Genomic DNA, 24,983 nt, shown 5'->3' with positions numbered 1-24,983 from the left:
AATGTGAAGGAATAAGGGTGAGGTGTGGCGTTCGAAGGCCACAGCCCCCGGTTGTCACAAAGCACGCCTTTCCTTTCACGCAGCACAATGACACGAAAGTGTTATACTATTCGGATAAAAATGGCCTAGCCGCGCCGCTTCAGGGCTAGGGCCAACAACTCGCCTTTGGAGTTGATGTGCAGCTTGCGATACACGGCCCGCAGGTGGTTTTTCACCGTGTCGAGGGTGATACCCAGCGCATCGGCAATGAGCTTGTAGCTCAACCCTTCCTCCACAGCCGTCACAATGTCCTGCTCGCGGGGCGTGAGGCGCTCCTCGGCCGAGGCCGCCACGGCCACCGGCGGCTGCCGCCGAAACGCCTGCAGCACGTGCCGCGCCACCGCCGGCGACATAGGCGAGCCGCCCGCCGCCACCTCCAGCAACTGCGTCTTAATGACGGGCAGCGGCGTATTTTTCAGCAAATAGCCCGCCGCCCCGGCACAAATGGCCTCAAACACCCGGGCCGCGTCGGTGAATACGCTCAGCATCAGCACCTGGGCTTCGGGTAGCTCGGTGAGGATGAGCGGCAGCCCCTCAATGCCCGAGCGCCCCGGTAGGCCAATGTCCGATAGCACCAGGGCCGGCCGGGTGCCCAGCGTGGGCAGCTGCCGGAAAAAGTCTTCGATGGAGTTGGCCGTGAGCACGCACTCAAACTCGGGCTGTGCGCTCAGATACTGGCGCAGCATTTCCCGAATGGCGGACTGGTCCTCGATGATGGCCAGGGGCAGGCGATTTTGCATGGGCCAAATGTAGCGGCCTGCATCACCCGCCGCTATGACACGAAAGGGTGAGAAGCTCCACGCTATGCCGCCACTATCAACGTCTGCGGGGCGGCCTGCTTGATGCGGCCCAACAGCCAGTCGCCCTGGCGTTTGGTGCGGGCGCAGCAAAACTCGTAAGTCGCTTTGAGCTCTTCGTCGCGCAGCGCCAGCGCGGCCTGCTTGATAACCGTCCAGCACAGCTGCACCTCCTGGGTAAGCAGCCACAGGTCATGCAGGTCGCGCAGCAGAGCCAGGCTGCCCTTGCGCGGCTGGTCGAACAAGTCACGCTTCAGGTTCTTGGGCTCGCTGCTGCGGTCTTCCGAGTATTTCGCCACGAAACCCATGACGCGGCCGCGGTGCTCGCGCGACCACGCCGAGAGCTTGTGGCACATCTGCTCAATATCGGGCTCGTCCTTGTGATGACGGGCCACCTGCTCGAAGGCATCGCAGAGTTGCTTTTCGCTGTTTTCGAGAATGCCGAGGTAGTTTCCTAAGTGCATGGTGGCGCGAGGGTTAGGCGGTGACTTTGCGGATGCGTACGGCGGCATACTTGAAGTGCGGCTGCTTGCTCACGGGGTCCCATTCGGTGATGGTCAGCTCGTTGGCGGCGCGCTTGCGGCCGTCTTCGGGCTGGTCCCAGTAGCCGTAGTGGAAGGGCATGAACACCAGCCCCGGCTCGATGCCGCTGATGCGGGCCGGCTCGGTGGCCCGGCCCCGGCGCGAGGTCACCTCCACCAAGTCGCCGTCGGCAATGTCGTAGCGGGCGGCGTCTTCGGCCGACAGCTGCACGAAGCCTTCGGGCGCGGCAGCCTGCAGGGCGCGGGCGCGGCCGGTTTTGGTGCGGGTGTGGAAGTGGTGCACCACCCGGCCCGTCGTAAACCACAGCGGGTAAGCCTCGTCGGGCTCTTCGTGCGGGGGCTCGTAGTCGGCGGCCAGCAGGATGGCGCGGCCGTTGGGGTCGTTGGCTTTGTATTCCTGGGGCTGCTTTTCGGCGCCGGTCACCAAGTCGTAGCCGTAGGTTTCGCAGTAGTCGGCGTGGGTGTTGAACTGGTGGTCGGGGTAGAGGTGGGCGGCGCCGTCGGGGTACTGCTCGTTGCAGGGCCACTGGATGCCCGAGCCTTCCGAGAGCTTGGCGTAGCTCATGCCCGAGTAGTCGCAGGGGCGGCCCTTGCTGCAGGCTTTCCAGGCCTCAAAGCACTCTTCGGGCGTGGTCCACTTGATGAGGGGCGCGCCGTCCTTATCCCGAAACTCCATGCGTTGGGCATAGTCCAGCAGGATGTCGAAGTCGGGCCGGGCCTGGCCGGGCGGGTCCACCGCCTTGTGCGAAATGTGCACCGTGCGGTCGGTGTTGGTGAAGGTGCCGGTTTTCTCGCCCCACAGCGCGGCCGGCAGCACCACGTCGGCCAGCTTGGCGGTCTCCGTCATGAAGGCATCCTGCACCACCACCAGCAAATCCTTTTTCTTTAAAATTTTGCGGATGCGGTCCAACTCCGGCAGACTCACGGCCGGGTTGGTAGCCTGAATCCAGAGCATTTTGATGGAGCCCGTTTCGCAGTAGCGCCAGATTTGCATGGCGTGCGTGGGCGGCGCCCAGTGCGGAATCTTGTCCATCTCCACGTTCCAAAGCTTTGCCAGCTCTTTGATGTGGTCGGGGTTGTCCCAGTTGCGGAAGCCGGGCAAGTCGCCGTCGGCGCCGCACTCGCGGGTGTTTTGCGAGGTGGGCTGCCCGTTCATTTGCAGAATGGCGTTGCCCGGCGAGCCCAGCAGCCCGCGCACCAAGTTGATGTTATTGACCTGCACGGCCGCTGCTGTGGCCTGCATCGACTGGTATACGCCCTGCAAAGCCGTGGACACCAGCGTCCGGCAGGTGCCCAGAATCTCGGCCGCGGCCCACAGCTTCGCAGCGGGCACGCCCGTCAGGGCCTCCACGCGCTCGGGCGTCCATTTGCCCACGGTTTTCACCAGCTTCTCAAAGCCCACGGTGTGGTTTTCGATGAAGTCATAATTGACGTGGCCGTTTTCAATCAGCAGGTGCAGCAGCCCGTTGAGCACGGCCACGTTGGTGCCGGCGCGGGGCGCCAAATGCACGGTGGCCTGCTCGGCGGTGAAGGTGCGGCGCGGGTCGATGACCACCAGCTGGGGCGGGTTGGGGCTGGCCAGTCGGTCGAGCACGCGGGCCCAAAGCACGGTTTGCTGCGAGGCCATGTTGTGGCCCACCAGCAGCACCGCTTCGGTGGTGTCGAGGTCGGCGTAGGAGCCGGCCTGCCCGTCGGTGCCGAAGGTTATTTTGAGGGCGGCCCCGGCCGTGGCGGTGCACAGGCGGGTGTTGCCGTCCATGTGCGGGGTGCCCAGACCGGCCTTGCCCAACACGCCCAGGGTGTAATAGTCCTCGATGAAAAGCTGGCCCGAGGTATAAAAGCCAATAGCGCTGGCGGTGTGCTCTTTGATAAGCTCCTTCGACTTGCTTACAATCAGCGACATGGCCTCGTCCCAGGTAGCGGGTTCCAGCTGCCCGTTGCGCCGAATGAGCGGCGTAGTGAGGCGGTCGGGGCTGTTGTTGGCTTCCCAGCCGTGCAGGCCCTTGGGGCCCAGGCGGCCGTGGTTCACGCGGTCGACGGCCCGGCCGCGCACGCCCACGATGCGGCCGTTTTTCACCCCAATGTCGCAGCCGCAGCCGTTGGAACACAGCACGCAGGCCGACTGCACCCAGTGGTCGGGCTCCTCGGTGGTGCGTTCGTCGACGCGGGTGGGCCACTGGCCCTGGTGGGGCGTGCGTGGGCCCCAGATGTCGTGGATGCTGTCGCGGGTTTCGGGCATAGTCAGAACAGGGCTAAGGAGCCACTCAACCTGCGCCGCGCAGCTCCAGTTGTGTAGCCTCGTTACGCAACCTGCACAAAAACGGCGAGGGAGAAAAGTGACATTTTAATCCGGTTTTAATATTGCCGCAAAGAGCTGACAGCGCAAGATTCAGCCCTCATTTGGCTTGTAATAAATACGCTTCAGCTAAGCTTAGCCACATTTTTTTAAGCAAAACCTGCCTGCAGCATTGTCAGGTTAGTCAACTAAGCTCGGCCCATTGCAGCCGAGCTGGCCATGCCGAGGCGGGAGCGCACGATGTGACCCCGGCGAGAGGGCCATTTGGGAGCCGGCTGCCCAAAATCATCCATGGGCGCTACACACCAGCCAAGAAAAAAGCCCCGCCTGTACCGGGCGAGGCTCGAAGAGTAGCCATTCAATTAACGCGCTTACGCTACGGCAGGAGTAGGCTTGGGGGCCAGGGCCGTGCGCCGGATTTTGGGCTCGTAGCGGGTCCAGTTGGAAGTGTAGTGCACCCCACCGAACCAGTACAGCATCAACATGCGCGAGTATCGCACCGAAAGGGGCGTGAACAGCATGGCCGTCAGGCCTACCACTACCACGTACACCCAGATTTCGGGGTCGCCGAAGAGGAAGTACAGCGCCGCAGCGGTGACGGCAAAGATGGCCACCGAGAAAGCGTAGCTCACGAACATGGCCCCGTAGTAGAAGCCCGGTTCGGGCTCGGTGGGCTGTCCGCACACGGGGCACACCTCGGGCATTTCGGCAAACTTAAAGCTGAGCGCCGGGGAGGTAAAGATTTTCCCTTCGTGGCAACGGGGGCAACGCAGGGCAAGCAAAGCGGCTTTGTTCGATGCAATGGGAGCCATGATTATCAGGAGCTTGATGGAACGGTACAAAATTACCGCCCCCTCCCGGGCAGGTGTTAGCCCATATGCGGGCACCTATCGGACAAATCAACGAACCGCCCGAATCAATGCGCCGGCTGCAGTTGCCGGAACGCCTCCGGCGTATGCCCCACGTACTTTTTAAAGTAGCGCGTGAAGTACGACGGGTCCTCAAAACCCAGGGCGTCGGCCACTTGGCCCACCGTGTCGGCCGAATGCACCAGCCGCCGCTGCGCCTCCGTGATGACCCGCTCATGAATCAGGTCGCTGGCTGTCTGGTTGAGCAGGCGCCGGCACAGGGCGTTGAGGTGGTTGGCCGTCAGGGCCAGCCGGTCGGCGTAGAAGCGCACGGTTTTCTCGGTGCGGAAGTGCGCGTCGAGCAGCTGGCTGAAGGCGCGCACCTGCTGCAGGCCGTGCGAGGGGGCCAGCCGTTCTCCTTCTTGCCCGTAGGAGCGGCCGGCCAGCTCCAGCAGTAGGTACACGTACGCGCCCACCACCTCGTCGCGGTTGGCCGCCCCGATGCTGTTTTCTTCCAGAATATGGGCCAGCAAGTTGCGCAGCACGCTTTCCGTGGGCGGCAGAAACAGCACCGGAGCTTGCGCCGGGTCAAAAAACGGGTAGCGGGCCAGGCGGTCGGCGGGGTATTGCCGTTGGTAGAACGCGGCGCTGAAAAAGAGAATGTAGCCCTGCGCATCGGCCGACAACACCCAGCTGTGGGCTTGGCCCGGCACCAGAAAGTAAAGTCCGCCCGGCCGCAGCTCATAGGTCACCAGGTCGATGGTGTGCGTGCCCTGCCCCTGCGTGACGTAGAGCAGCAGGTAGAAGCTGTGCGCGTGGGGCAGGCTCACGGCCGGAAAGCGGGCTCGGTGGTCTTCCAGCCGCTCGATGTAGTAGCCAGCGCCCTGCTGGTTGGTTTCCGAAAAGTGCTCAAGGGCCAGCACGGGCAGGCTCGGGGTTTTCATAGGCAAGCGTCGGCCCCGGCTAATGCCGCCGGAAGGTTGCGCTCGAACCTACGCAATTTTTATCCCTTAGGGCCTCACGATGTGTTGGAGGGCGTGTGGGAGCTAGTACGCCTTAGCTCGTTGGAGTGTCAGGGGCAAGTTGGCGATGAGCAGCCAAACAGCGTGCAATGGGTAGCACGTTTGTAATCGGCGCCAAGCCGACAAAAGCAGTTGAGCCAAGCAAAGGGACGCTCCACGACCCAACGCTTGGCCATAGTTTGCTGCGCGCCGGCAAATGGTGGATTTTGGCTCAAGCCTGCCGGCGAATTTCCCCGCACCGACACCGCCAACTGGCCCTAAGCCGGCCCGCTTTTGTTCACTTTAGGTATCTGTTCATCAGCTCGTTCGCCTGAGCCCGCAGCTACTTGAGTCATTCGGGGGCGTCATGGAGGCGTCACTCGCACAGGTACCCCCGTTTTCGCATCGTTGAAAATCGAAACCCTTGGACGCAAAAAAGCCCAGAAAACAGCTTTCACGAGGTGAAAAACGGGTTTCTGGGCTTTAAAAAGAGCCGATTATTGGACTCGAACCAACGACCTGCTCATTACGAATGAGCTGCTCTACCAACTGAGCTAAATCGGCTTGTTCCCGCCAACGATTTTGGAAGGGAGCGCAAAGATAGGCACGGCATCAGAAGCCGCGCAACCTCTTGGCTGGAAAAATTTAGCAACTCCGGTTTCGGGTGTGCGTTTGACTACGCAACAATCCTTTCCGACTCATGAAGCTTCTTCGCTCCCTCACCGCCGGCTTCGCCGGGGCCATCGCCCTCACCGCCCTCCACGAAACCGTGCGCCGCTTGCGCCCCGAAGACGCCCCGCGCATGGACGTGCTGGGCATGCGCGGCCTGCGCAAGCTGCTGGGCAAAGCCCACGCCCCTCAGCCCGACGACGACACACTGTTCGACTTGACCATGGCCGGCGACATCCTTAGCAACGGACTCTACTACAGCCTCGTGGGCAGTGGCAAGCACAGCGTGCGGCGCGGCCTGTTGCTGGGTGTGGCTGCCGGCGTGGGCGGGGTGGTACTGCCCGGCCCGCTGGGCCTGGGCGAGGGACCGAGCAACCGCACGCCCCAAACCCAGGCCATGACCGTGGCTTGGTACACGGCCGGCGGGCTGGTGGCGGGCGCCGTGGCCCGGGCGCTGCGGAAACGTTAGGCCCGGCTGGGGCGTTGGTGTGAAGTAAAGCCGTCGCCCGTACGTCAGCCCGCGCGAACCGTACCTTTGGGGCGGCCTTCACCCGATGGACTTTATGAAATTCTGGCTCCTTTTCATCCTGATATTTTTTGCGGTTCGTTACCTGCTGCCCATCGTGCTGCGGCTGGTAGTGAGCAGTTTTGTGCGCAAGCAGATGCGCAACAGTGGCTTTGTGGTGCCGCCCCAAGCCCAGCCCGGCCCCGCGCCTGCGCCCGGCCAGGTGCGCGTCGACTACGTGCCGCCCACCACCAAGGCCAGCAAGCCGTCGCACGACTTCAAAGGGGGCGAATACGTTGATTTTGAAGAAGTGAAATAGATAGTAAAGTCCGGAAAAAACGGTCATGCCGAGCGTAGCCGAGGCATCTCGCATGCAGTAGTAAATCCGATGATTGGATTACTTCAGCACGCGAGATGCCTCGGCTACGCTCGGCATGACTGCTTCAAGGGCAGGTTCTACGGGCCGGGCATAGAACCTTGGCGGGGTTGTGCTGTACCTTCGGGCACGTTTTTGTGTTCCTTCTAATTTGCCCTGATGGCTGCTGTTGCTTCTGCTTCTTCTATTTCGTCCGCGCCGTGGTGGCAGCGGGCTTTGCCGCACGTGCTGGCGGTCATGTTTTTTGCGCTGCTGGCTTGCGTGTACTTCTCGCCTATCATGTTCGATGGCAAGACCTTGGCCCAGCACGACATCACCCAGTTTCAGGGCGGGGCCCACGAGGCGCAGCAATACGCCAAGGCCATGGGCAAAGAGGCGCTCTGGACGAACTCCATGTTTTCGGGCATGCCCACCTACCTGGTGAGCCTGCACTTCCCGGGCGACTGGTCGGGCTACCTGCAGAAGGTGATGACGCTGGGCTTGCCCGCTGTGGTGGCCAACCTGTTCCTGGCCCTGCTCTGCGGCTACATCCTGCTGGTGGCGCTGGGCGTGCGGCCGCTGGTGGCGGTGGCGGGCGCCGTGGCGCTGGGCTTTTCGAGCTACAACCTGGCCATTCTGGCCGCCGGCCACAACACCAAGAGCCTGGCGCTGGCATATGCCCCACTGGTGCTGGGCGGCATTCTCGTCACCTACCGGCGCGATAAGTGGCTGGGCGCGGCCCTGTTTGCTGTGGCCCTTACGCTGAACATCCACGTCAACCACCTGCAAATCACCTATTACCTGCTGCTGCTGGTAGCCATTTTCGCTGTCATTGAGTTGGCGTCGGCGGTGCGGGCCGGGCGCCTGCCCGACTTTGCGAAGCGCACGGCCCTGCTGGGCCTGGGCGCCGTGCTGGCGGTGGGCGTGAGCTCCGGCCGCCTCTACACCACGGCCGAATACAGCAAATACAGCAACCGCGGCCCCAGCGAGCTGAAAACACCGGCCCCGGCCGCACCCGGCGAAGCACCCGCCCCCAAGACGGAGGACGAAGGCTCGGGCGTGGACCGCGACTACGCCTTCCAGTACAGCTACGGCATCGGCGAAACCATTACTCTATTGATTCCCAACTTCTACGGCGGCGCCAGCTCCATGCCGCTGGGTTCCGACTCGAACCTGGGCCGCGCCGGCCTGCCCGCCGAGTACCTGAACGGCATGCCCACCTACTGGGGCCAGCAGACCTACACCGCCGGGCCGGTGTACATGGGTGCGGTGGTGTGCTTCCTGTTCATTCTGGGCTTGTTTGTGGTGGAGAAGCGCACGCGCTACTGGCTGCTGGCTGGCACCATCCTGTCCATCCTGCTGGCCTGGGGCAAGAATTTCGAGACCTTCAACTACCTGATTTTCGACCTGCTGCCGGGCTATAACAAGTTCCGCGCCGTGAGCATGGCCCTCGTGATTGCGCAATTGGCCATGCCCATTCTGGGCGCGCTGGCGCTCAGCCGCATTTTCCGGGCCCGTGCCGCAGCGGCACCCGTTGCGCCGGTGCTGCCCGGCACCAAGCCCGCCCTGGCGCCCGAAGTGGCCGCTTTGCTGCCCAAGCTGCTGTATGCGGGTGCCATCACGGCGGGCATTTGCCTGCTGGCGTACGTGGCCAGCTTCAGCTTCGATTTCGCGGCGCCGATTGATGGCGACCTGACCAAGCAGGGCTTCACGCCGCAGCTGCTGACGGCCCTGCGCGCCGACCGCGCCGACCTGCTGCGCAACGACGTGTGGCGTGGGCTGCTCTTCATTGGGGCAGCGCTGGGCGTGCTGTATTTCTACCTGCGGGGCAAGCTGCCCCTGATGCCCGCCGCGCTGGTGATGGTGGCCCTGGTGCTGCTCGACCTGTGGGGCGTGGACAAGCGCTACTTGGGCGAGAATAAATTCCAGCGCGAAACCATCGCCGAGGAATTCCAGCCCTCGCCGGCCGACCAGCAGATTCTGCGTGACAACGACCTGAACTACCGCGTGCTCAACCTGAGCAACCCCTTCAACGAAGCCCAAACCTCGTACTTCCACAAGAGCATTGGGGGCTACCATGGCGCCAAGCTGCGCCGCTACCAGGATTTGATTGAGCGCCAGATTTCGCCGCAGATGCAGCAGATTTTTGCCCAGAACAAACCCGACGCGGCCCCGGTGTTGAACATGCTGAACGCCCGCTACTTCATCACGCCGCCTTCGGAGAAGCAGCCGCAACAGGTCATCCTGAACCCCGGCGCGCTGGGCAATGCCTGGTTTGTGAGCACCATCCGGCCCGTGAAGAGCCCCGACGAGGAAATGACTGCCCTCAACACCCTTAACCCGGGCGTGGAGGCTGTGGTAGACGTCAACAAATTCCCCGAGCTGAAAGCCACTTCCTTTGAAGCCGCCGGCTCCACCATCGCCCTCACCAGCTACAGCCCCAACGAGCTGCAGTACCGCTTCAACGCCACCCACCCCGGCGTGGTGGTGTTTTCGGAGGTGTACTACGCCGACGGCTGGCAGGCTTACATCGACGGCAAGCCGGCCCCGCACTTCCGGGCCGACTACGTGCTGCGCGCCATGCAGGTGCCGGCCGGTGCCCACACCATCGACTTCAAGTTTGAGCCCAAGTCTTACTCGGTGGGCAATGCCGTGTCGTTGGCCTCCAGCATTGCGCTGCTGCTGGCGCTGGTGGGCGCGGGCGTGTACGTGGCCCGCCGCAAAACCGCCCCGGCCGACCGGACCGACGTGGCGCCCATTGCCTAGCGGCGCTTCTGCATCAGCACACCTTTAGAAAGGCCGGGCTCGGAGTCCGGCCTTTCTTTTTGCGCAATACCCCGAAATTCGGCCCATGAATGAGCTTTTGCAGGAACTCAATGAGCCCGTGGCCGTTGCCCAAGGCGTGCGGCTACTGCTGTGGCGCGACGACCTGGCCCACCCCGACCTGCCCGGCAACAAGGCCCGCAAGCTCAAATACAATCTGCAAGCGGCTCGGGCGCAGGGCCACGACACGCTGCTCACGTTCGGCGGGGCCTACTCCAACCACTTGGCGGCGGTGGCCACGGCGGGCCGGCTGCTGGGTTTCCGCACCTTTGGCCTGGTGCGGGGCGATGCGCCGACGGCCGGTACCGCGCTCAACCCGACCCTGACCCAAGCCGCGGCCGATGGTATGGACCTGCACTACCTGGACCGTAGCACCTACCGCCGCCGGGCCGAGCCCGACTTTCTGGCCGAGGTGCAGGCGCGCTTCGGGCCGGCCTATGTACTGCCCGAAGGCGGTACCAACGCCCTGGCACTGCACGGCTGCGCCGAATTGGCGAGTGAAATTCGCGCCCAAGTGGCGTTCGACACACTGGCCTTGGCCGTGGGCACCGGCGGCACCTTGGCGGGGCTGCTCACGGGCCTGCGCGGCCCGGAGCAAGCTCTGGGGGTAGCGGCGCTGAAAAATGGCAGCTTCTTACGTGCCGAAGTTGATGAACTAACCCAGCAGGCGGCTGGCCAGGCGTTTGCCAACTATTCGCTGCAAACCGATTACCATTTCGGCGGCTACGCGAAATATTCGGCGGAACTGCTGGCTTTCATCAAGCAATTTCGGTTGCGGCACGGAGTGCTGCTAGACCCCATTTACACCAGTAAGATGATGTTCGGTGTCTTGGATTTAATCCGGCAGGGGCACTTTGCGCGGGGCAGCACCGTGGTGGCTATCCACACTGGTGGGCAGCAGGCCTGGGCCGGTTGGCAGCAGCGTTTTGGTAGGCTGGGCGGGTAGGGCAGTTTCATTGTGAGGCGGAGCCGAAGCAATAACAATTAATCGTTTCTCGTCACGCGCAGCGTCAGTTCCAGCGCCGCTAGCACAAACACAGCCAGCAGTACCGGCGCGAGAAAGCGCACGTCCCAGTCATCGACCGTGAGCATGATGGTGGCTGTTTGCAACAGGAAAATGCTGGCCAGAAAAATGCGCGCCGGCCGCCAGATTGCCGTCCGCCGCGTGGCGCGTGCCGCCAGCCAGTAGGCAGGCCACAGCACCAGCACGCCCAGCAGGCGGTGCGCCAGCGAGTAGTGCGGCTTGAGGTAGCTGACGAACACAAACAGTTTGCCCAGCATTAGCCGCCCCAGATACACGGGATTGTGCACGCCAAAATAAAGCACCCGCAGGGCGGGACCGGTGCCGGGCGGCGGCATGTGCAGCGGCGCAGCCTGGTGCACGGCCCAGAGCTGGGAGCGGAAAATCAGCTCGCCGCGCTGGTAGGTGTCCATCAGGTAATAGGTGGCAAGCTGGTGGTTGAGGGCCACCCAAAGCAGCGGCGAGAGCAGCAGCAGGCCCAGCAGCGCCGCGCGCCAGGGCCGGCGGTCGGGGGCGCGGCGCAGGGCGTCGAGGCCGGCCAGCCCGGCCGCCAGGGCCACCAGGAAGCCATTGGGCCGGGCCAGGGCTGTGAGCAGCAGCAGGAGCAGAAACATCAGCCAGTGGCGCGGCCGGCCCGCCTGCAGGCGCGTGAAGGCACCGAACGACAACGCCACTAAACTGATAAACAGCGACTCGGTGAGTAGGAAGACGTTAAATGGCTGAATGTCGGGCCAGGCGATGAATAGGAGCGTGGCCAGCACCGCCGCACCGCGTCGGCCCGCTGCCAGGCGCCTAGTTCCTTGGTAAACAGCCCGCGTGGCCAGGGCCGACACGGCCATCTGGCCCGCCACAATGCCCCACCAACCCAGCCCCAGCCGCAGCCACAGGCTCTGGAACAGCGGGTAGAGCACGTAGCGCAGGTTGTGGCCGGGCTCGAAGTAGAACCGCTCGGCAATGCCCGTGGCGTAGGCCAGGTAGCGCCCGCTGTCGTTGGCAAAGTGCGGGCCGTGAAACTTGCGCAAATACACCAGCTGCACCAGCACCCACAGCGCCACCAGCAGCGCCGGGTGGTGCGGCGCCAGGCGTTGGCTTAGCCCTCGGAAAAAGGAGAATACGCGCATGGCCCGCAAAGCTAGCCCCAGGCCCGGCCCAACGCGCCGCGCGCCGGGCCGTACGCTACCGTATATGAACCTTATCCGACTAATTCGCCGCCTGTTGCCGCTGTTGTTTCTGCTGGCGCTGGGCTGGTTTCTGTGGAAGAAAATAGGCCCTACGCTCTCCGGCCTCAACCCCCTGGCCGATGCCGAGCCCCGCGTCACGGTCACGCACAACACGGTGCTCACGCAGGTGGAGGCCTTGGGCCGGCTCGAGCTGGTGCGCTACCGCTTCAAAGACGTGGTGGAGTACCGGCGCCGCACCTACCGCTTCCTGCCCGAGTCGAAGGTGGCGCTGGTGGTGGGGGGCGAGGCCGTGGGCTGCATCGATTTGCGCAAGCTCAAGCCGCAGGACGTGGTGCTCGAAGGCGACTCTGTGGTGCGCGTGGCGCTGCCCGCTCCCGAACTGTGCTCGTTCCAAATCAACCATAACCAAAGCCGCGTTTTCAATACCGAAAATGGCTTTTTCAAAGACGCCGAACTCGTCGACGAAGGCTACAAATACGCTGAAGCTCAGGTGCGCAACGCCGCTTTGCAGTCTGGCATCCTGGCCCAAACCCAGCGCAACGCCGAGCAAATACTGGTGCCTATGCTGCGCACCCTCACCGGCCGCCGCGTGATACTGGGCCAGCAAATGACACTGCCCCCGGCCGGGCGGAAGCAGTGAACTCGAAGCGTCATGCCGAACGCAGCGCTGCCTGACGTTCGGGTTCGATAGGGTTATTCGTCGTCCTCGGCCACCTTGCCCAGGTCATCGAGCGCCATTTTTATCAGGTCCTGCTCGAATCCTTTGCCAGTGAGGTATTGAGCAATTTTCTGGCGGCGCAGGCGCGGATTCTTCTCCTTTTCCTGGCGGTCTTTTTTCTCGGCCACATCTACCAGGTTCTGGTAGTATTCGTCGCCGTCAATCTCCTTGAGTCCGGCTTTGATGCAGAATTCGCTGATGCCTTTCTGCTTGAGCTCCTGCACAATGCGGCGCCGGCCCCACTTCTTGTGGCGGTAGTGCCCGCGCACAAACGCCTGGGCAAACCGCTGCTCGTCGAGCAGCTTCTCGCGGCCGAGGCGGATGATGATTTCGCCGGCTTCGTCTTCGTCGAGGCCGTAGGAGCGGAGCTTCTCGGCTACCTCTTTGTGGGTGCGCTCCTGGTAGGCGCAGAAGGCGGCAATTTTCTGCAACGCCTCGCCGGGCGTGTATTGCTTGGGCGCTTTATCGGGGCTTCGGAACATGCAATGGGGTGGGGAAATGCCGACTACTGGCCGGCGCTCAATATCCAACGCCGCTTGCAAAAGTTGGGTTCGGCGCCAGCCAAGTCGGGCCGAGCACCTAATGCCGCTTTGTAATGATAGTTCTGTCTAAGAAGCAGAATTATAGCGCTTTTCGCATGAAGGTAGGGGTTAATACTTAAAGCCATCCGCCTTTCTACTCATTTTTAAATTTTTCGAGGCGCGCACTCAGCCGCTGGCGCGTAAGGCTGATATCCTTTCTTTCCACTTTTCCTTTTCACCCTTATGAACAATCCCCATAACTACTTGGCGGAGCCTGCTGCCGACCCTGGCCATGCCGCTACTAATGTAGCCCGGCGCGATTTCCTGCGCTACTCGGGCGCGGGCCTGGCCGTGGGCGGGCTTTGGCTCGCCGGCTGCTCGAAAGACAGCGACACGCCCACCAACAACGGTAACCTGCTCGACGTGGGCAGCGGCGACACGGGCGTGCTCAACTACGCCTACGCACTGGAGCAGCTCGAAGCCGCTTTTTACGCCCAGGTGGTGGCGGGCGGCTACTTCAGCAGCACCAGCACCTCGGCGGCCGAGAAGGCCATTTTCAACGATTTGAAAGACCACGAGGCCATTCACGCGGCGTTTTTCAAAAACGCGCTGGGCAGTGCAGCCATCAAGGCGCTGACCCCGGATTTCAGCAACATCGACTTCTCGCAGCGCACCACCACGTCGGGCAAGCTGGGTGTGCTCAACGCCGCCAAGGCGTTTGAGGACCTGGGCGTGGCCGCCTACAACGGCGCCGGCCGGTACATCAGCGACAACAACTACCTGACCCTGGCGGGCAAAATCGTGTCGGTAGAAGCCCGCCACGCCGCCCTCATCCGCGAGCTGCTGGGTACTAATACGTTCGTAGACAGCGACGTGGTGGACATCACCACCACGGGAATGGAAAAATCGAAGAAGCCCAAGGACGTGCTGGCCATTGCCAACACCTTCCTGGCCGACGGCTCCAAGCTCAGCGCCAACAAGCTCAACTAGCGCGCCGCCGGCCCCTTCCTTTCCACTTTCTAACCTTGCTCTCTCATGGACTTATTCCAAATCATTGACGACATTTCCAAAGTTGACCCCGAGGTATACGACCGGTTCGACTCGCGCCGCGCAGCCTTCCGCAACTTCTTAGGCTTTGGCAAAAAAGTGTCGGCCGCGGCCCTGCCGCTGGCTGTAAGCACGCTCTTCAACAAGGCCTACGGCCAAAGCGCGGCCCTGCCCCAGGCCGTCATCGATACCCTGAACCTGGCCTTGCAGCTGGAATACCTGGAGTATTTCTACTACGACACGGCCCTGAGCTCGTCAGGCCTCAATTTGACGGCTGAAGAAACGCGGGCCTTCCAAATTATTCGCAACGACGAGCAACTGCACATCAATACCCTGCGCAGTACATTGGGCAGCAACGCTTTTCGGGTGCTCACCCGGGCTGATTTCGATTACACGGGTTCGCAGAATAAGACCCGTGGGGCACTGTTCCCTGCGTTGGGCGGTACTAGCACGCCTACTTCGGGCCAGTTTACTGATAAGGCAGTGTTTCTGACGGTAGCCCAAAATTTTGTGGACACGGGCGTGCGCGCCTACAAAGGCGGTGCTCCCAACCTGAATCCGCCGAATGCCTCAACTGCCGTGAAGGACATTCTGGAAGCAGCTTTGAACATCCATTCCGTAGAAGCCCGGCACTCGTCGCGCATCCGCTCGCTGCGCCGCGGTGGGGTGCAAAGCACAGCCCTGCCCAAGAGCTGGATTACGCCCGACGAAACCCCGGCCACGCCGCCGCTGCCGAACGGCGGCACCCAGGCCCCAAACGCCGTGGGCCCCTACAATGCCGGCAACCCGCTCGCTAACTACCCCCCTGAAAGTAACGTGATGCAAGGCGTCACCCCCGTCAACGTGCAGACGGTGACCACCGTGGCCTCGTCCACGGCCGGTGCCGAAGCCTTCGACGAGCCGCTGGATGCCGCTACGGTGAAAGCCATTGCCAAGAACTTCGCAGCCGTCCCCACGGGCACGACGGGCCTGTTCAATTAATTTGAGTGGCACGTAAAGTTGAATGGAAAAGGGCAGCCACCGGCTGCCCTTTTTTGTTGCAGTAGGGGCTATGCTGTGGCAACCATTGCAGCCCGGTTGGCATCAGGTCAGGGGCGTCCGTACCTTGGCGGGGCCTTTTCTTTCTGCACTTTACTGCCGTATGCACTTCAATTTACTTCGCCTGTTTGTTTTGGGATGCCTGCTGGGCTGGCCCGTGTGGGGAAGCGCCGGCGTCATCAAGGGCACGGTGAGCGGCACGGGCGGGCAAGGGCTGGCTTTTGCCAACGTGGCCGTGCGCGGCTCGGCCACCAGCACCGGCGCCAACGAGCAAGGCCAGTACCAGTTGCGACTGCCGGCGGGGGCGGTGGAGCTGGTGTTTCAGTACGTGGGCTACCGGCCGCAGGTGCGCCCCGTGCGCGTGCCGGCCGGCGACTCGGTGCTGACCCTGAATGTGACCCTGCAGGCCGAGGCCTACAACTTAGGCGAGGTGCTGGTGAAGTCATCGGACCGCGACCCGGCCTACGCCATTATTCAGCAGGCGCAGCAGTGGCGGCCCTACCACCGGCGCGAGGTGGCCGCCTACCGGGCCCGCATCTACATCAAAAGTCTGGGCCGGATAGACGACACGCCGGCCAAAATCATGGGCTTGTTCAAGCTCGGGCCGGATATTAAAAAGGGCATCTTCTACCTCTCCGAAAGCCTATCCGATATCAGCTTCACCCAGCCCAACGTGGTGAAGGAGCGCATGATATCGAGCCGGGTGAGCGGCGACTCGCGCGGGCTGAGCTTCAACCGGGCCAGCGCGGGACGCAACCTGGGTTTTTACGAAAACCTGATAAAGCCGGCGTTTTCGGAGCGCGGGTTTGTGTCGCCCATTGCAAGCAACGCCATGCTGTTCTACAAGTACGAGCTGGTGGGCAGCACCCCGCAGGGCGGCGAGGTGGTGCACAAAATCCGGGTGATTCCGCGCCGCCGCACCGACCCCGTTTTCTCGGGCTACATCTACATCGTGGACGGCTCGTGGCGCATTCACTCCGTCGATTTGACCCTGGACAAAGATGCCCAGATTGACTACGTCGACAACCTGAACATTGCCCAGCAGTACGCGCCCGCGCCCGGCAACCCCAACGTGTGGCTCATCCAGTCGCAGCAGGTGCGGGCCAGTCTGTCGGGGCTGGGTTTTAAAGGTTCGGGCTACATCACAGCCGTGCTGTCGAACTACGCCGGCGTGGTGCCCACCTACCCGGCCCCTCCCGAGCCCAAGGCTGCGCCGCCCGTGGTGGCCGAGGCCAAGCCCGAGGCGCCCGTGGGCCAGGAAACCGCCGCCCAAATCCGCAAGCGTAAGCCTGACCTGAGCGGCCTCAACCGCCAGGTGCGCAAGCAGGTGAAGCAGGCGCGGCGCGACTCTGTGAAAAACGACCCCTTCGCCAGCATGGGCCGCGGCGAGGTGCAGCGCATCGAGAAAGGCGCCAACGAGCGGGATTCGGCTTATTGGGATGCCGTGCGCCCGGTGCCCCTCACGCTGGAGGAAAAGAAGGACTACCACGTGAAAGACAGCACGGAGGTCATCCGCAACTCGCGCGCCTACCAGGATTCGTTGGATAAGAAGCGCAACGAGTTTGAGCCCATCGGCCTGCTGATGGGCGGGTACACGTACCAGAACACGTTCAAAAAGCAGTCGGTACGGGTGCTGCCAGTGGCCCAGATTATTCAGTACAACACCGTAGAAGGCGTGGTGCTCAACGCCGAGGCCGTGTTCAGCAAGCGCACCGACGACCGGCGCTACTTCACCCTCACGCCCGTGCTGCGCTACGGCTTCAGCAGCGAGCAGCTGAACCCTAGCCTTAGCTTCAACTGGCAGCTGCACCCGGCCCGGCTCAAGCAGGTAGGGCTGGTGGCAGGCCGTACCATCGAGAATTTTGACAAGAACTCCCAGCTCACGCCCTTCATCAACTCGGCCTACACGCTGTTCGACAACCGCAACTACGCCAAACTCTACCGCCGCGACGGGGCCGAGTTCACCTACCTCACCGAGCCGGTGAACGGCCTGACGCTGCGCGCCACAGCCGGCTACTTCGACCGCCACGAGCTGTACAACACCACCGACAAGCTCATTCACGACGTGTCCGGCCGCGCCTTCACCTCGAACCGCCCGGTGAGCGACGAACTGCCCGATACCGGCTTCGGCCGCAGCCAGATTCTGACGGTGGGCTTGTCGGCAGATTACCGGCCAGGCACCCGCTACATCAACCGGCCCGACGGCAAGTTCAACCTTGGCTCGAAGTGGCCCACCTTTAACGTGCAGGGCCGCCTGGCCGTGCCCGGCGTGCTCGACTCCGACGTGCGCTACCTGCTGCTGCAGGCCGGCGTGCGCGACAACCTGTCGCTGGGCCTGCTGGGCAGCAGCAGCTTCCGCGTGAACGTGGGCGGTTTCGTGGGCCGGCAGGAGGGCATGACGTTCATCGACTACCGCCACTTCTCCGGCAACCAAACCCTGCTCACCGGCAACTTCAGCTACTTCCAGCTGCTGGATTACTACCGCTTCAGCACCAACAATTCCTACCTCGAAGCCCACTATGACCACCACTTCAACGGCTTCTTCCTGAACTACGTGCCCCTGCTGCGCAAGCTGAAGTGGCAGGAAGTGGCTTCGCTCAACTACCTGAAAACTGCTCAAGCCGGCCACTACGTGGAGCTGGGCGTAGGCATCGAGCACATCTTCAAAGTGCTGCGGGTCGATTTCTACACGGCCCTGCAAAGCGGGCAGAAGCTGGGCACGGGCTTCCGGATTGGAATGGGTTTTTAAAATGGTAGCACTAATCGATACAGTCGATGGTGCGCCCCTGTTATTTGTCATCCTGAGCGCAGCGAAGGACCTTATCAAGTCAGGACCTCTCGTTCTGCGGTGATAAGGTCCTTCGCTGCGCTCAGGATGACATGATAAATCTAAGAAAGCAGATACCAAAAAAGCCCCCGAAACTCAGTTTCGGGGGCTTTTTGTCAACATGATATTCTAACGGCTTTCGGCCGTGCGCCTGCTTTGGCGCAGGCGCTTGAGGCCATAGGCCGCGCCGGCCGCCAGCAACAAGGAGGCGCCGCCGTCGAGCGGCACGTCGGTGGCGGGCGTAACGGGCGTGCCCGGGCCCGGGCCGCCGCTGCCAGGCTGCGCCAGTACGGGTGCCAGACCACCGGCCAGCAGGCACACGCCGGCCGCCGCAACAACAAGGCGAAGGGTTGAGGTAAGGATTTTCATGGGAAGGAACGGGAAGGCGTTGAAAAGAGAAACAGCCCGCCAAGCCCCGGAGGTTTTGGCCCTCCGGGGCGGGCAGGTTAGGCCATTATTCGACCACGAGGCGCTTGGCCACCAGGCCAGCCGCGGTGCGGGCCAGCACCGAGTACACGCCCGGGGCCAGGCCGGCGAGCGGCAGCTCCAGCGTTTCGGCGGTGCCGGCGGCCAGCGTGCGCGTCAGCACCGTGCGGCCCAGGTTGTCAACCACTGACACGTTGGTGGCTTGCTGGCCGCGTAGGGCCACGGGCAGCAACAACGTGGCCGCGCCATGGGCTGGGTTGGGGTGCACGGTAGCCAGCTTGGCCAGCGCAGCCGGCGCCGTGGCCAGCACACGGGCCTGCGTGGTGAATTCCACCGCGTAGCGCCCGCCAGCGGCTGTGTTGGCCGCCAGCGTGAGCGGAATGCTGGTTCCGGGCGTCAGGCGGGTGTAGGTGCCACTGAGGCCGTCGCGCAGGTAGGCCGAGTAGCCGGCCGGCAGGTTGGCCAAGTCGTCTACTTGCAGGGTGTGGGTGCCGCTGGTGGCGGCCGCTAGTTGCAGCGGCACAATCACATCGGCCCCGGTCAGCGCGGGCAGGCCATCGATGGCGAGGCGTTCGGCGCCGGCTTCCAGGGCCAACGTCAGGCCGTTGGAGCCGGGCAAGAAGTTGGCATCAAAGGCGCGGTCGTAACCGGCGGTGGCACCGGCTTCCATGTACACGATGGCTTGAGTGCGGGCCGTGGCATTGCCCAAGGCCAGCGTGAGCTGGGGCCGGGTGTCGGCCGCGTTGCGCTGGAAAGGCGTGGCGTCGAAGGTAGTGGTGCGCTCCTGGTTGGTGAACGTCAGGCTGCCAGGGGTGCCGGCCGCGGTGGTCCGCACAAAAAAGCCCTGGCCCAACGGCACCGAGTTGGTGCCGCCGTTGGTGCCAAAGCCACTTATGTAAGACGCGTAGCTACCCGTGTATTGGCCGCTGCTCTTGAATACATAAAGCGCGTTGTTCACGCCGTTCAGGCGGTTGTTGACCACCATCAGGTTCCAGTCGAGGACCGAGGGAAAGGGGTTGCCGCGCAGGTGGTAGCCGCTTTCTGCCTGGGGGCCGCGCGTGAGGCCGCTGGCCACGATGGGGGTAGCGCCGTTGTTGAGCGTACCCACAAAATCAACCAGTTGCGAAGCGCTGATATTCACCGTATAGCCGCGGCTCACCTGCATGGGGTCGTTGAGGGCACCGGGCGAGAAGTACCCCTTGTCGAAGTCGATGGAGCCGCCGCTGCCGCTGGTGTTCACGCGGGTTTCATCGTAGCCAAACACATTGGGGAAAGGCGTCACCGTGTTGCCCACCGTGTTGTAATTCGAGTTCACCACGGGCGTGAAGCCGCTGGTTTGCAGGTCGGCCACGGTGGTGTTGCTCACCGGCGCCGAATAGTGGCGGTAGCCCAGGCCGGCGTTCAGGCTGGGGTCGATGTAGCGCTGCACCGTGGCGGTGCCCGTCACGGTGCCCGAGCCGGTGTTCACTACGTAAGCGGTGCCACTGGCGCTGGAGAGCAGCGTGAAGGCTTGGCCGGTGCCAATGGCGAGCGGGCCCGCCACCGTCAGGCCGCGCTGAATGGCTACCGGACCGGTGGTGGTGGCGCCCGGCGTGCCCAATACACTCAGGTTGGTGAAAGTGGAGAGGGCCGGGCCGGCAATGGTTTGCTGCGCGGCGCCGTTCAGGGCCACCGTGCCGGTGCCTGCGCCCGCCACGGTGCCCGCGGCGTTGGTGAAGTTGCCCACCACCGTCAGGGTGCCACCATTGGCCGTGGTGAGGATGGCGCCGCTGTTCAGCGTCACGGTGCGGGCCTGCTGGGCGTTGCTGACCACGGGCTGGTTAGCCGCGGCGCCAATCACAACGTCGCTGCTGGATGTAGGCACTTGGGCGGGCGTCCAGTTGCCGGCCGTGCTCCATGCCGTGCTCACGGCCCCGGTCCAGGTGAGCAGCGAACCGGCCGAAATGAAGGCCGCTAAGCCGCTCACGTCGCCGCCGTAGCCCACGATGCCCTTCGGCGTGGCCGCGCCGGTGGTCAGGTCCAGGGTGTAGAGCTGGTCATCTACCGAAGCGCCGGCGTTGGTGAGCAGGTAGGCCGCGTTGGTCGTCGTGTTGGGGGTGTTGAAGATATCAAAGTCGGCGCCGCGGGGTGCCGTGGGAGGCGTCAGGCCCGACGAGCCCACCAGCACCAGCGTGCCGTTGTTGGGCGGATTTTGAATGTAAAGGTTGCTGTTGGTGGCGTCGTAGTCGTAGAGCGTGGTGGCATTGGTGGGTGCCTGGTTGTTGATATACGCCGCCGCGCTGATGACTGGGCCCGTTGTGAGGGTGCCGTCGGTGGCCGCAAGGCCGCCGGTTGCGGGGTTGAGGCGGTAGTCGGCGCGGTTGGTGCTCACCACCCGGATGCGGTCGACGGTGGGGTTAAAATCAAACCCAATCCGGTCGCTGGCGGTGCCCAGCGCCAACGAAATCGGCCCGCTGCCCACGGGCGTGACGGCCCCCGTGCTTAGGTTCACGGTGTAGAGGCGGGCATTGGAATTGGTGGGGTTGTAGCCCAGCGCGAAAAGCTCTCCGGTCAGCGGCCGGAAGTCCAGACCGACCAACGACTCGCCGGCGTTCAGCGGCCCCAACAGCACGGAAGTGCGCAGCAGGCTGGGCGTGTCCGAATAGAAGGACACCAACTGCCCGCCGCTCACCGCGTACAGGAGCTGCCCGGTGGTGCTAGGCGCCGTGGTCGAAGGCTGCGCGGCGATGTCGCGGATTTCAAACCCCGCCGCAGCCGGCACCGTGTTGCCGACCGACGTGGCCTGGCCCGTGCTCAGGTCCAGGGTGTAAAAGTTGCTGCCGCCCGAGCCGTTCACCTCTTCTAGGTAGCCCACGTTCTGGCCGGTGGTCGGGTTGAAATAGATGTCCAGGTCGAAGCCGCGCGCTGCCCCAATCCCGAAGCTTCCCAGCCGCAACTCGCCCACGGTGTTCAGCGTGCCGTTATTGGGCGGCGATTGGGTCGTCAAATAGCCAATTTGCGCGTCGTTGTTCTGCTCGTCGATATCGTAGAGCTGGGTATTGAGCGGCGCCGTCCCGGTCACGGAGTTGGTGTAGGCAGCGGCGCCTACGCGCGGCGTCTTACCGACGTTCACGTCGCTGGCAGCATACGCCAGGTTGGTGTCGGTGGCCGCTAGGCCGCCCGTAATGGGATTGAGGCGAAAGTCGGCCCCTGTCGAGCTCACCACGCGAATGCGGTCCACAGATGGGTTGAAGTCGAACCCAATGCGAACTGGGTTCGTCCCGAGCGCCAGGGGGAATTTCGGCGCCACGGGGGTGGTCAGGCCGTTGCTAGGGTCCACAGTGTAGAGTTGCGCCATGCCCGTGCCATCGTAACCCAAGGCATAAAGCAAGCCGTTGGCGGGCCGAAAATCGAGGCCCACCAGCGGCAGGTTATCGGTGGCCGACGTGTAAGTAATGGGACTGGGCGCGAGGGTATTAGTAAAACCAGTGGTCAGGTTGATGGTGATGAGGCCCTGCGAACCCGCGGGCACTATCGCGCTGGTGGTGGCCGTGCCCAAGCCGTAAACCGTTTGCGCCTGGGCCCCCGACGCAGCCCCCAATAGCAGGCCCGCGCCCAACGCCGCGGCCCCCGTTAAACGACGAAGCCGCTGGCGCGCTGCCAACGGTGAAAGTAGGTGTTTGGACATGGAGTAGGAGGTAAAAAGTGGAACAATACAGCAAGCCGTTACGCGGGCCCACACGTCGGCCCGCCCTTTCCCTACGTCGGCCTTATCTCGTTCGGATTTCCTCTTCTATCTTTTTAATCCCGAATTAATTCCGTGCCCAAACGCCCCGCTTCATTCTCTCGCTTAGCGGTTCCGGATGGCACGCATCATGTTGGCCAGCGCCGCGGCTGGGTAGGCCTTGCCGCGCGACACCACGGCGTCTATCTGCCGGATGTTGGCAATGTTTTCGAGCGGGTTGGCCGTCAGCAGCACCAAGTCGGCATCGCGGCCCACGGCAATGGCCGCCGTTTGCTCCGCCACGCCCATGAACTTTGCGCCGTTGATGGTGGCCGCCTGCAGGGCCTGCAAGGGCGTGAGGCCCGCCTTGGTCAGCAGAATAACTTCTTCCTGCAGCGAAGCCCCCGGATAAACAAAGGAGTTGAACGGCCCGCTGTCGGACCCAGCCAGGATGCTGACGCCAGCCGCCTGCATCTGGGGCACCAGGCTCCTGAACTTGGTTTCGAGCTTTTTGCTGAACTCCCGGGCCGCCAGCGGCTGCTGCCGGGCGCTGGCCAGTCGGCGCGCATAAGTGGCTTGAATCTTCGGGTCGATGTAGGCGCGGAGGGTATCGCGGGCGTGGTCGTTGTCGGCCAGCCCGGCCAGGGTTTGGCCGATGTAGAGCGTGGGCACCACGGCCGTGCGGCGCTTGGCCATCAGCTTGAAAATGCGGCTGGCGGCGTCTGGGCTGTAGGTATCGTACACGGCCGGCAGTATGGCAAACAGACCCAGTGGCTTGGGCGTCTTCAGGCTGGCGCGCACCAGCGCCGTTAGGCTGTCTTCCTTACCGGAGCAGGCTTTGAACACGTAGTACAGGTGCTCGGTGGCGTCGAGGCCGCGCTTCACGGCCTCGCCCAGCGTCACGGAGTAGGGCATGTGGCCAGTGGTCTTCAGGCCGCGCCGCTGGGCCTGCGCAATGGTGTTCAGGTAGGCTTCGCCCGAAATCTTGCTGTCGTAAATCTTCACAAAGTCTACTTTCAGCCACTGCAGCGAGTCCAGCGCCTTGCTGATTTGCGCGGGCGTTTCCACCTCCAGCGAGCCGGGCCAGTAGGCGCCGGGCCCGTCAATCTTGGGCCCCGAGGTGAAGATGCGCGGACCGGCGATGCGGCCAGCGGCCATTTCCTGCTGCCACTGCCGGATGCTGGGCGTCAGGTCGCCGCCGCAGTCGCGCACCGTGGTGATGCCGTGGGCCAGGTAGAGCGTCAGGCTCTTCTTGTTGGCAGCGGCCAGGCTGTCGCCGCCCCGGAAGTGCACATGCATGTCCCACAGGCCCGGAATGAGGTAGCGGCCGTTGCCGTTCACGTACTGCTTGGCGGCATAGCTGTCTTTGTCGGCGGTTTGCACCTGCACAATCTTGCCCTTGGCAATGGCTACCACCTGGTTAGGCTGCAGCTTGCCGGTAGCCACGTCGATAATGGTGACGTGGTTGATAACCACGTCGTAAATCGGCAGCTTGGTGGGGCGGCGGGCGCAACCCACCAACAGGGAGGCCAAGCTCAGGCCAAACAGGATTCGATTGAAATACATGCAGAAGGCGGCAAACGGCCAGCGGCAAAGGTAGCCCGGCCGTCAAGCCAGTCAACGGCGAAGGCGAGAAGCCGAAGCTTATCGCCAGCGCACTTTCGCCCCGGCGCTGGTGGCGTGCAGCCGGGCCGGCACGCTGGCCAGGATGAGGTCGCGCAGGGCCGTGAGCAGGGTGGTCCGCACAAAGCCGTGGTGCACCACCAGGCTCACCTCGCGCACGGGCGCCGGCTCGGCAAACCGCTTAAGCAACTGATTATCGTCTACCTCGTCGAGCACGGCCAGCTCCGGCACCAGCGTGTAGCCGTGGTGCCGACGTACCAGCTCCTTCAGTGTCTCAATGGAGCCGCTCTCATAAGTTACCGCATCAGCGGGCGAAGCCATTCCGCACAGGTTCAGCACCTGGTTGCGAAAGCAGTGGCCTTGCTGCATCAGCCACAGGCCGGGCTGGCGCAGGTCGGAGGGCCGCACGGTGGCGGCGGCGGCCAGCGGGTGCGTTTCGGAAGCCAGCAGCAAAAACGGCTCGTTCAGCAAAGGCAGCTCGTGCAGCTGCCGGTCATCGAGGGGCGTCACGAGCAGGCCCACGTCGAGCCGGTGCTCCTTGAGCTGCTGCATGATTTCCTCGGAGCGTAGCTCTTCTACCCGCACCCGCAGGTCGGGGTAGGCGGCCGTGAGGCCTACCAGAAAGCGCGGCACAAGGTAAGGCGCCAGTGTGGGGATGACGCCCAGCCGCAGCTCGCCCACCACTTCGCCCTTTTCCACCTGCACCAGCTCGCGCAGCAGTTGGGCCTCACGCAGCACCAGCCGGGCCTGGGCAATGACTTTGGCCCCAATGGCTGTGGGCTCGGCGCCGCGCTGGGTGCGGTCGAAAAGTAGCACGCCCAATTCTTCTTCCAGCTTTTGCACCTGCACACTCAGAGCGGGTTGGCTCACGCAGCTTTTCTCGGCAGCTAGACCAAATTGGCGGTGCGTATCCAAGGCTACCACGTAGCTGAGCTGCTGCAAATTCATGCAGCAAATATAAGCTGGGGTTATAATTTCGAGAGCAATATTAGCTTGGGCTATG

Annotated in this window: 19 protein-coding genes and 1 tRNA gene; 8 read left to right on the top strand and 12 right to left on the bottom strand. The window is 63.3% G+C overall.

Going from position 1 to position 24,983, the window contains the following annotated elements:
- Positions 1 to 125 precede the first annotated feature (125 nt).
- The 6 genes from I2I01_RS14515 to I2I01_RS14490 all read right to left on the bottom strand — a co-directional run bounded on the left by I2I01_RS14515 (position 126) and on the right by I2I01_RS14490 (position 6,087).
- Complete coding sequence (locus I2I01_RS14515) at positions 126 to 779, bottom strand: response regulator (RefSeq protein WP_196287200.1); 654 nt, start codon at positions 777 to 779, stop codon at positions 126 to 128.
- 62 nt (positions 780 to 841) lie between these two features.
- Positions 842 to 1,300, bottom strand: a complete 459-nt coding sequence (locus I2I01_RS14510; protein ID WP_196287199.1) for a molybdopterin oxidoreductase — start codon at positions 1,298 to 1,300, stop codon at positions 842 to 844.
- Positions 1,301 to 1,313: 13 nt separating this feature from the next.
- The gene (locus tag I2I01_RS14505; protein WP_196287198.1) at positions 1,314 to 3,617 is read right to left on the bottom strand and encodes a molybdopterin oxidoreductase family protein; all 2,304 of its coding nucleotides are present in this window, start codon (positions 3,615 to 3,617) and stop codon (positions 1,314 to 1,316) included.
- 428 nt (positions 3,618 to 4,045) lie between these two features.
- Positions 4,046 to 4,486, bottom strand: coding sequence for a DUF983 domain-containing protein (locus I2I01_RS14500; protein ID WP_196287197.1), 441 nt, complete (start codon positions 4,484 to 4,486; stop codon positions 4,046 to 4,048).
- A gap of 104 nt (positions 4,487 to 4,590) precedes the next feature.
- A complete protein-coding gene (locus I2I01_RS14495) occupies positions 4,591 to 5,466 on the bottom strand; it encodes an AraC family transcriptional regulator (RefSeq protein WP_196287196.1) in 876 nt (291 codons plus the stop codon).
- A gap of 548 nt (positions 5,467 to 6,014) precedes the next feature.
- Positions 6,015 to 6,087: transfer RNA gene (locus I2I01_RS14490), tRNA-Thr, on the bottom strand.
- Between the two features lie 136 nt (positions 6,088 to 6,223).
- Here I2I01_RS14490 and I2I01_RS14485 point away from each other — a divergent pair.
- The 4 genes from I2I01_RS14485 to I2I01_RS14470 all read left to right on the top strand — a co-directional run bounded on the left by I2I01_RS14485 (position 6,224) and on the right by I2I01_RS14470 (position 10,821).
- The gene (locus tag I2I01_RS14485) at positions 6,224 to 6,661 is read left to right on the top strand and encodes a hypothetical protein (RefSeq protein ID WP_196287195.1); all 438 of its coding nucleotides are present in this window, start codon (positions 6,224 to 6,226) and stop codon (positions 6,659 to 6,661) included.
- A 94-nt stretch (positions 6,662 to 6,755) separates the two neighbouring features.
- The gene (locus tag I2I01_RS14480; RefSeq protein ID WP_196287194.1) at positions 6,756 to 7,016 is read left to right on the top strand and encodes a DUF4834 domain-containing protein; all 261 of its coding nucleotides are present in this window, start codon (positions 6,756 to 6,758) and stop codon (positions 7,014 to 7,016) included.
- A gap of 216 nt (positions 7,017 to 7,232) precedes the next feature.
- The gene (locus I2I01_RS23420) at positions 7,233 to 9,818 is read left to right on the top strand and encodes a YfhO family protein (protein ID WP_196287193.1); all 2,586 of its coding nucleotides are present in this window, start codon (positions 7,233 to 7,235) and stop codon (positions 9,816 to 9,818) included.
- Between the two features lie 85 nt (positions 9,819 to 9,903).
- Positions 9,904 to 10,821 carry a 1-aminocyclopropane-1-carboxylate deaminase/D-cysteine desulfhydrase gene (locus I2I01_RS14470; RefSeq protein WP_196287192.1) on the top strand — a complete coding sequence of 306 codons (918 nt, stop codon included), beginning with the start codon at positions 9,904 to 9,906 and terminating at the stop codon, positions 10,819 to 10,821.
- A 38-nt stretch (positions 10,822 to 10,859) separates the two neighbouring features.
- On the opposite strand, the gene I2I01_RS14465 is transcribed toward I2I01_RS14470, so the two are convergent.
- On the bottom strand, positions 10,860 to 12,017 hold the full coding sequence (locus I2I01_RS14465; protein ID WP_196287191.1) for a hypothetical protein: 1,158 nt from the start codon (positions 12,015 to 12,017) through the stop codon (positions 10,860 to 10,862).
- Positions 12,018 to 12,081: 64 nt separating this feature from the next.
- On the opposite strand from I2I01_RS14465, the gene I2I01_RS14460 reads away from it, so the two are divergent.
- On the top strand, positions 12,082 to 12,717 hold the full coding sequence (locus I2I01_RS14460; protein WP_196287190.1) for a DUF4230 domain-containing protein: 636 nt from the start codon (positions 12,082 to 12,084) through the stop codon (positions 12,715 to 12,717).
- Positions 12,718 to 12,770: 53 nt separating this feature from the next.
- Here I2I01_RS14460 and I2I01_RS14455 read toward each other — a convergent pair whose 3' ends face one another.
- A complete protein-coding gene (locus tag I2I01_RS14455; RefSeq protein ID WP_196287189.1) occupies positions 12,771 to 13,277 on the bottom strand; it encodes a regulatory protein RecX in 507 nt (168 codons plus the stop codon).
- A gap of 282 nt (positions 13,278 to 13,559) precedes the next feature.
- Between I2I01_RS14455 and I2I01_RS14450 the strand changes: the two genes are divergently transcribed.
- From I2I01_RS14450 to I2I01_RS14440, 3 genes are all read left to right on the top strand, one after another.
- Complete coding sequence (locus I2I01_RS14450) at positions 13,560 to 14,306, top strand: ferritin-like domain-containing protein (RefSeq protein WP_196287188.1); 747 nt, start codon at positions 13,560 to 13,562, stop codon at positions 14,304 to 14,306.
- A 45-nt stretch (positions 14,307 to 14,351) separates the two neighbouring features.
- Positions 14,352 to 15,344: a ferritin-like domain-containing protein gene (locus I2I01_RS14445; RefSeq protein ID WP_196287187.1), complete on the top strand. Its 993-nt coding sequence runs from the start codon at positions 14,352 to 14,354 to the stop codon at positions 15,342 to 15,344.
- A 160-nt stretch (positions 15,345 to 15,504) separates the two neighbouring features.
- On the top strand, positions 15,505 to 18,150 hold the full coding sequence (locus tag I2I01_RS14440) for a DUF5686 and carboxypeptidase regulatory-like domain-containing protein (RefSeq protein WP_196287186.1): 2,646 nt from the start codon (positions 15,505 to 15,507) through the stop codon (positions 18,148 to 18,150).
- 207 nt (positions 18,151 to 18,357) lie between these two features.
- Here I2I01_RS14440 and I2I01_RS14435 read toward each other — a convergent pair whose 3' ends face one another.
- The 4 genes from I2I01_RS14435 to I2I01_RS14420 all read right to left on the bottom strand — a co-directional run bounded on the left by I2I01_RS14435 (position 18,358) and on the right by I2I01_RS14420 (position 24,928).
- Positions 18,358 to 18,597, bottom strand: a complete 240-nt coding sequence (locus I2I01_RS14435; RefSeq protein ID WP_211537962.1) for a PID-CTERM protein-sorting domain-containing protein — start codon at positions 18,595 to 18,597, stop codon at positions 18,358 to 18,360.
- Positions 18,598 to 18,682: 85 nt separating this feature from the next.
- The gene (locus I2I01_RS14430) at positions 18,683 to 22,321 is read right to left on the bottom strand and encodes a DUF4394 domain-containing protein (protein ID WP_196287185.1); all 3,639 of its coding nucleotides are present in this window, start codon (positions 22,319 to 22,321) and stop codon (positions 18,683 to 18,685) included.
- A 162-nt stretch (positions 22,322 to 22,483) separates the two neighbouring features.
- Positions 22,484 to 23,923: an amidohydrolase family protein gene (locus tag I2I01_RS14425; RefSeq protein WP_196287184.1), complete on the bottom strand. Its 1,440-nt coding sequence runs from the start codon at positions 23,921 to 23,923 to the stop codon at positions 22,484 to 22,486.
- A gap of 78 nt (positions 23,924 to 24,001) precedes the next feature.
- Complete coding sequence (locus tag I2I01_RS14420) at positions 24,002 to 24,928, bottom strand: hydrogen peroxide-inducible genes activator (protein WP_196287183.1); 927 nt, start codon at positions 24,926 to 24,928, stop codon at positions 24,002 to 24,004.
- Positions 24,929 to 24,983: the final 55 nt, after the last annotated feature.

Origin of the sequence: Hymenobacter properus (assembly GCF_015694735.1) — a bacterium.
GTDB lineage: Bacteria > Bacteroidota > Bacteroidia > Cytophagales > Hymenobacteraceae > Hymenobacter > Hymenobacter properus.
This window is presented reverse-complemented; position numbering and strand designations above follow the sequence as displayed.

Excerpts from the sequence above, each read along its gene's own strand:
- I2I01_RS14515 (WP_196287200.1), bottom strand. The coding sequence starts at position 779 with ATGCAAAATCGCCTGCCCCTGGCCATCATCGAGGACCAGTCCGCCATT.
- I2I01_RS14510 (WP_196287199.1), bottom strand. The coding sequence starts at position 1,300 with ATGCACTTAGGAAACTACCTCGGCATTCTCGAAAACAGCGAAAAGCAA.
- I2I01_RS14505 (WP_196287198.1), bottom strand. The coding sequence starts at position 3,617 with ATGCCCGAAACCCGCGACAGCATCCACGACATCTGGGGCCCACGCACG.
- I2I01_RS14500 (WP_196287197.1), bottom strand. The coding sequence starts at position 4,486 with ATGGCTCCCATTGCATCGAACAAAGCCGCTTTGCTTGCCCTGCGTTGC.
- I2I01_RS14495 (WP_196287196.1), bottom strand. The coding sequence starts at position 5,466 with ATGAAAACCCCGAGCCTGCCCGTGCTGGCCCTTGAGCACTTTTCGGAA.
- I2I01_RS14485 (WP_196287195.1), top strand. The coding sequence starts at position 6,224 with ATGAAGCTTCTTCGCTCCCTCACCGCCGGCTTCGCCGGGGCCATCGCC.
- I2I01_RS14480 (WP_196287194.1), top strand. The coding sequence starts at position 6,756 with ATGAAATTCTGGCTCCTTTTCATCCTGATATTTTTTGCGGTTCGTTAC.
- I2I01_RS23420 (WP_196287193.1), top strand. The coding sequence starts at position 7,233 with ATGGCTGCTGTTGCTTCTGCTTCTTCTATTTCGTCCGCGCCGTGGTGG.
- I2I01_RS14470 (WP_196287192.1), top strand. The coding sequence starts at position 9,904 with ATGAATGAGCTTTTGCAGGAACTCAATGAGCCCGTGGCCGTTGCCCAA.
- I2I01_RS14465 (WP_196287191.1), bottom strand. The coding sequence starts at position 12,017 with ATGCGCGTATTCTCCTTTTTCCGAGGGCTAAGCCAACGCCTGGCGCCG.
- I2I01_RS14460 (WP_196287190.1), top strand. The coding sequence starts at position 12,082 with ATGAACCTTATCCGACTAATTCGCCGCCTGTTGCCGCTGTTGTTTCTG.
- I2I01_RS14455 (WP_196287189.1), bottom strand. The coding sequence starts at position 13,277 with ATGTTCCGAAGCCCCGATAAAGCGCCCAAGCAATACACGCCCGGCGAG.
- I2I01_RS14450 (WP_196287188.1), top strand. The coding sequence starts at position 13,560 with ATGAACAATCCCCATAACTACTTGGCGGAGCCTGCTGCCGACCCTGGC.
- I2I01_RS14445 (WP_196287187.1), top strand. The coding sequence starts at position 14,352 with ATGGACTTATTCCAAATCATTGACGACATTTCCAAAGTTGACCCCGAG.
- I2I01_RS14440 (WP_196287186.1), top strand. The coding sequence starts at position 15,505 with ATGCACTTCAATTTACTTCGCCTGTTTGTTTTGGGATGCCTGCTGGGC.
- I2I01_RS14435 (WP_211537962.1), bottom strand. The coding sequence starts at position 18,597 with ATGAAAATCCTTACCTCAACCCTTCGCCTTGTTGTTGCGGCGGCCGGC.
- I2I01_RS14430 (WP_196287185.1), bottom strand. The coding sequence starts at position 22,321 with ATGTCCAAACACCTACTTTCACCGTTGGCAGCGCGCCAGCGGCTTCGT.
- I2I01_RS14425 (WP_196287184.1), bottom strand. The coding sequence starts at position 23,923 with ATGTATTTCAATCGAATCCTGTTTGGCCTGAGCTTGGCCTCCCTGTTG.
- I2I01_RS14420 (WP_196287183.1), bottom strand. The coding sequence starts at position 24,928 with ATGAATTTGCAGCAGCTCAGCTACGTGGTAGCCTTGGATACGCACCGC.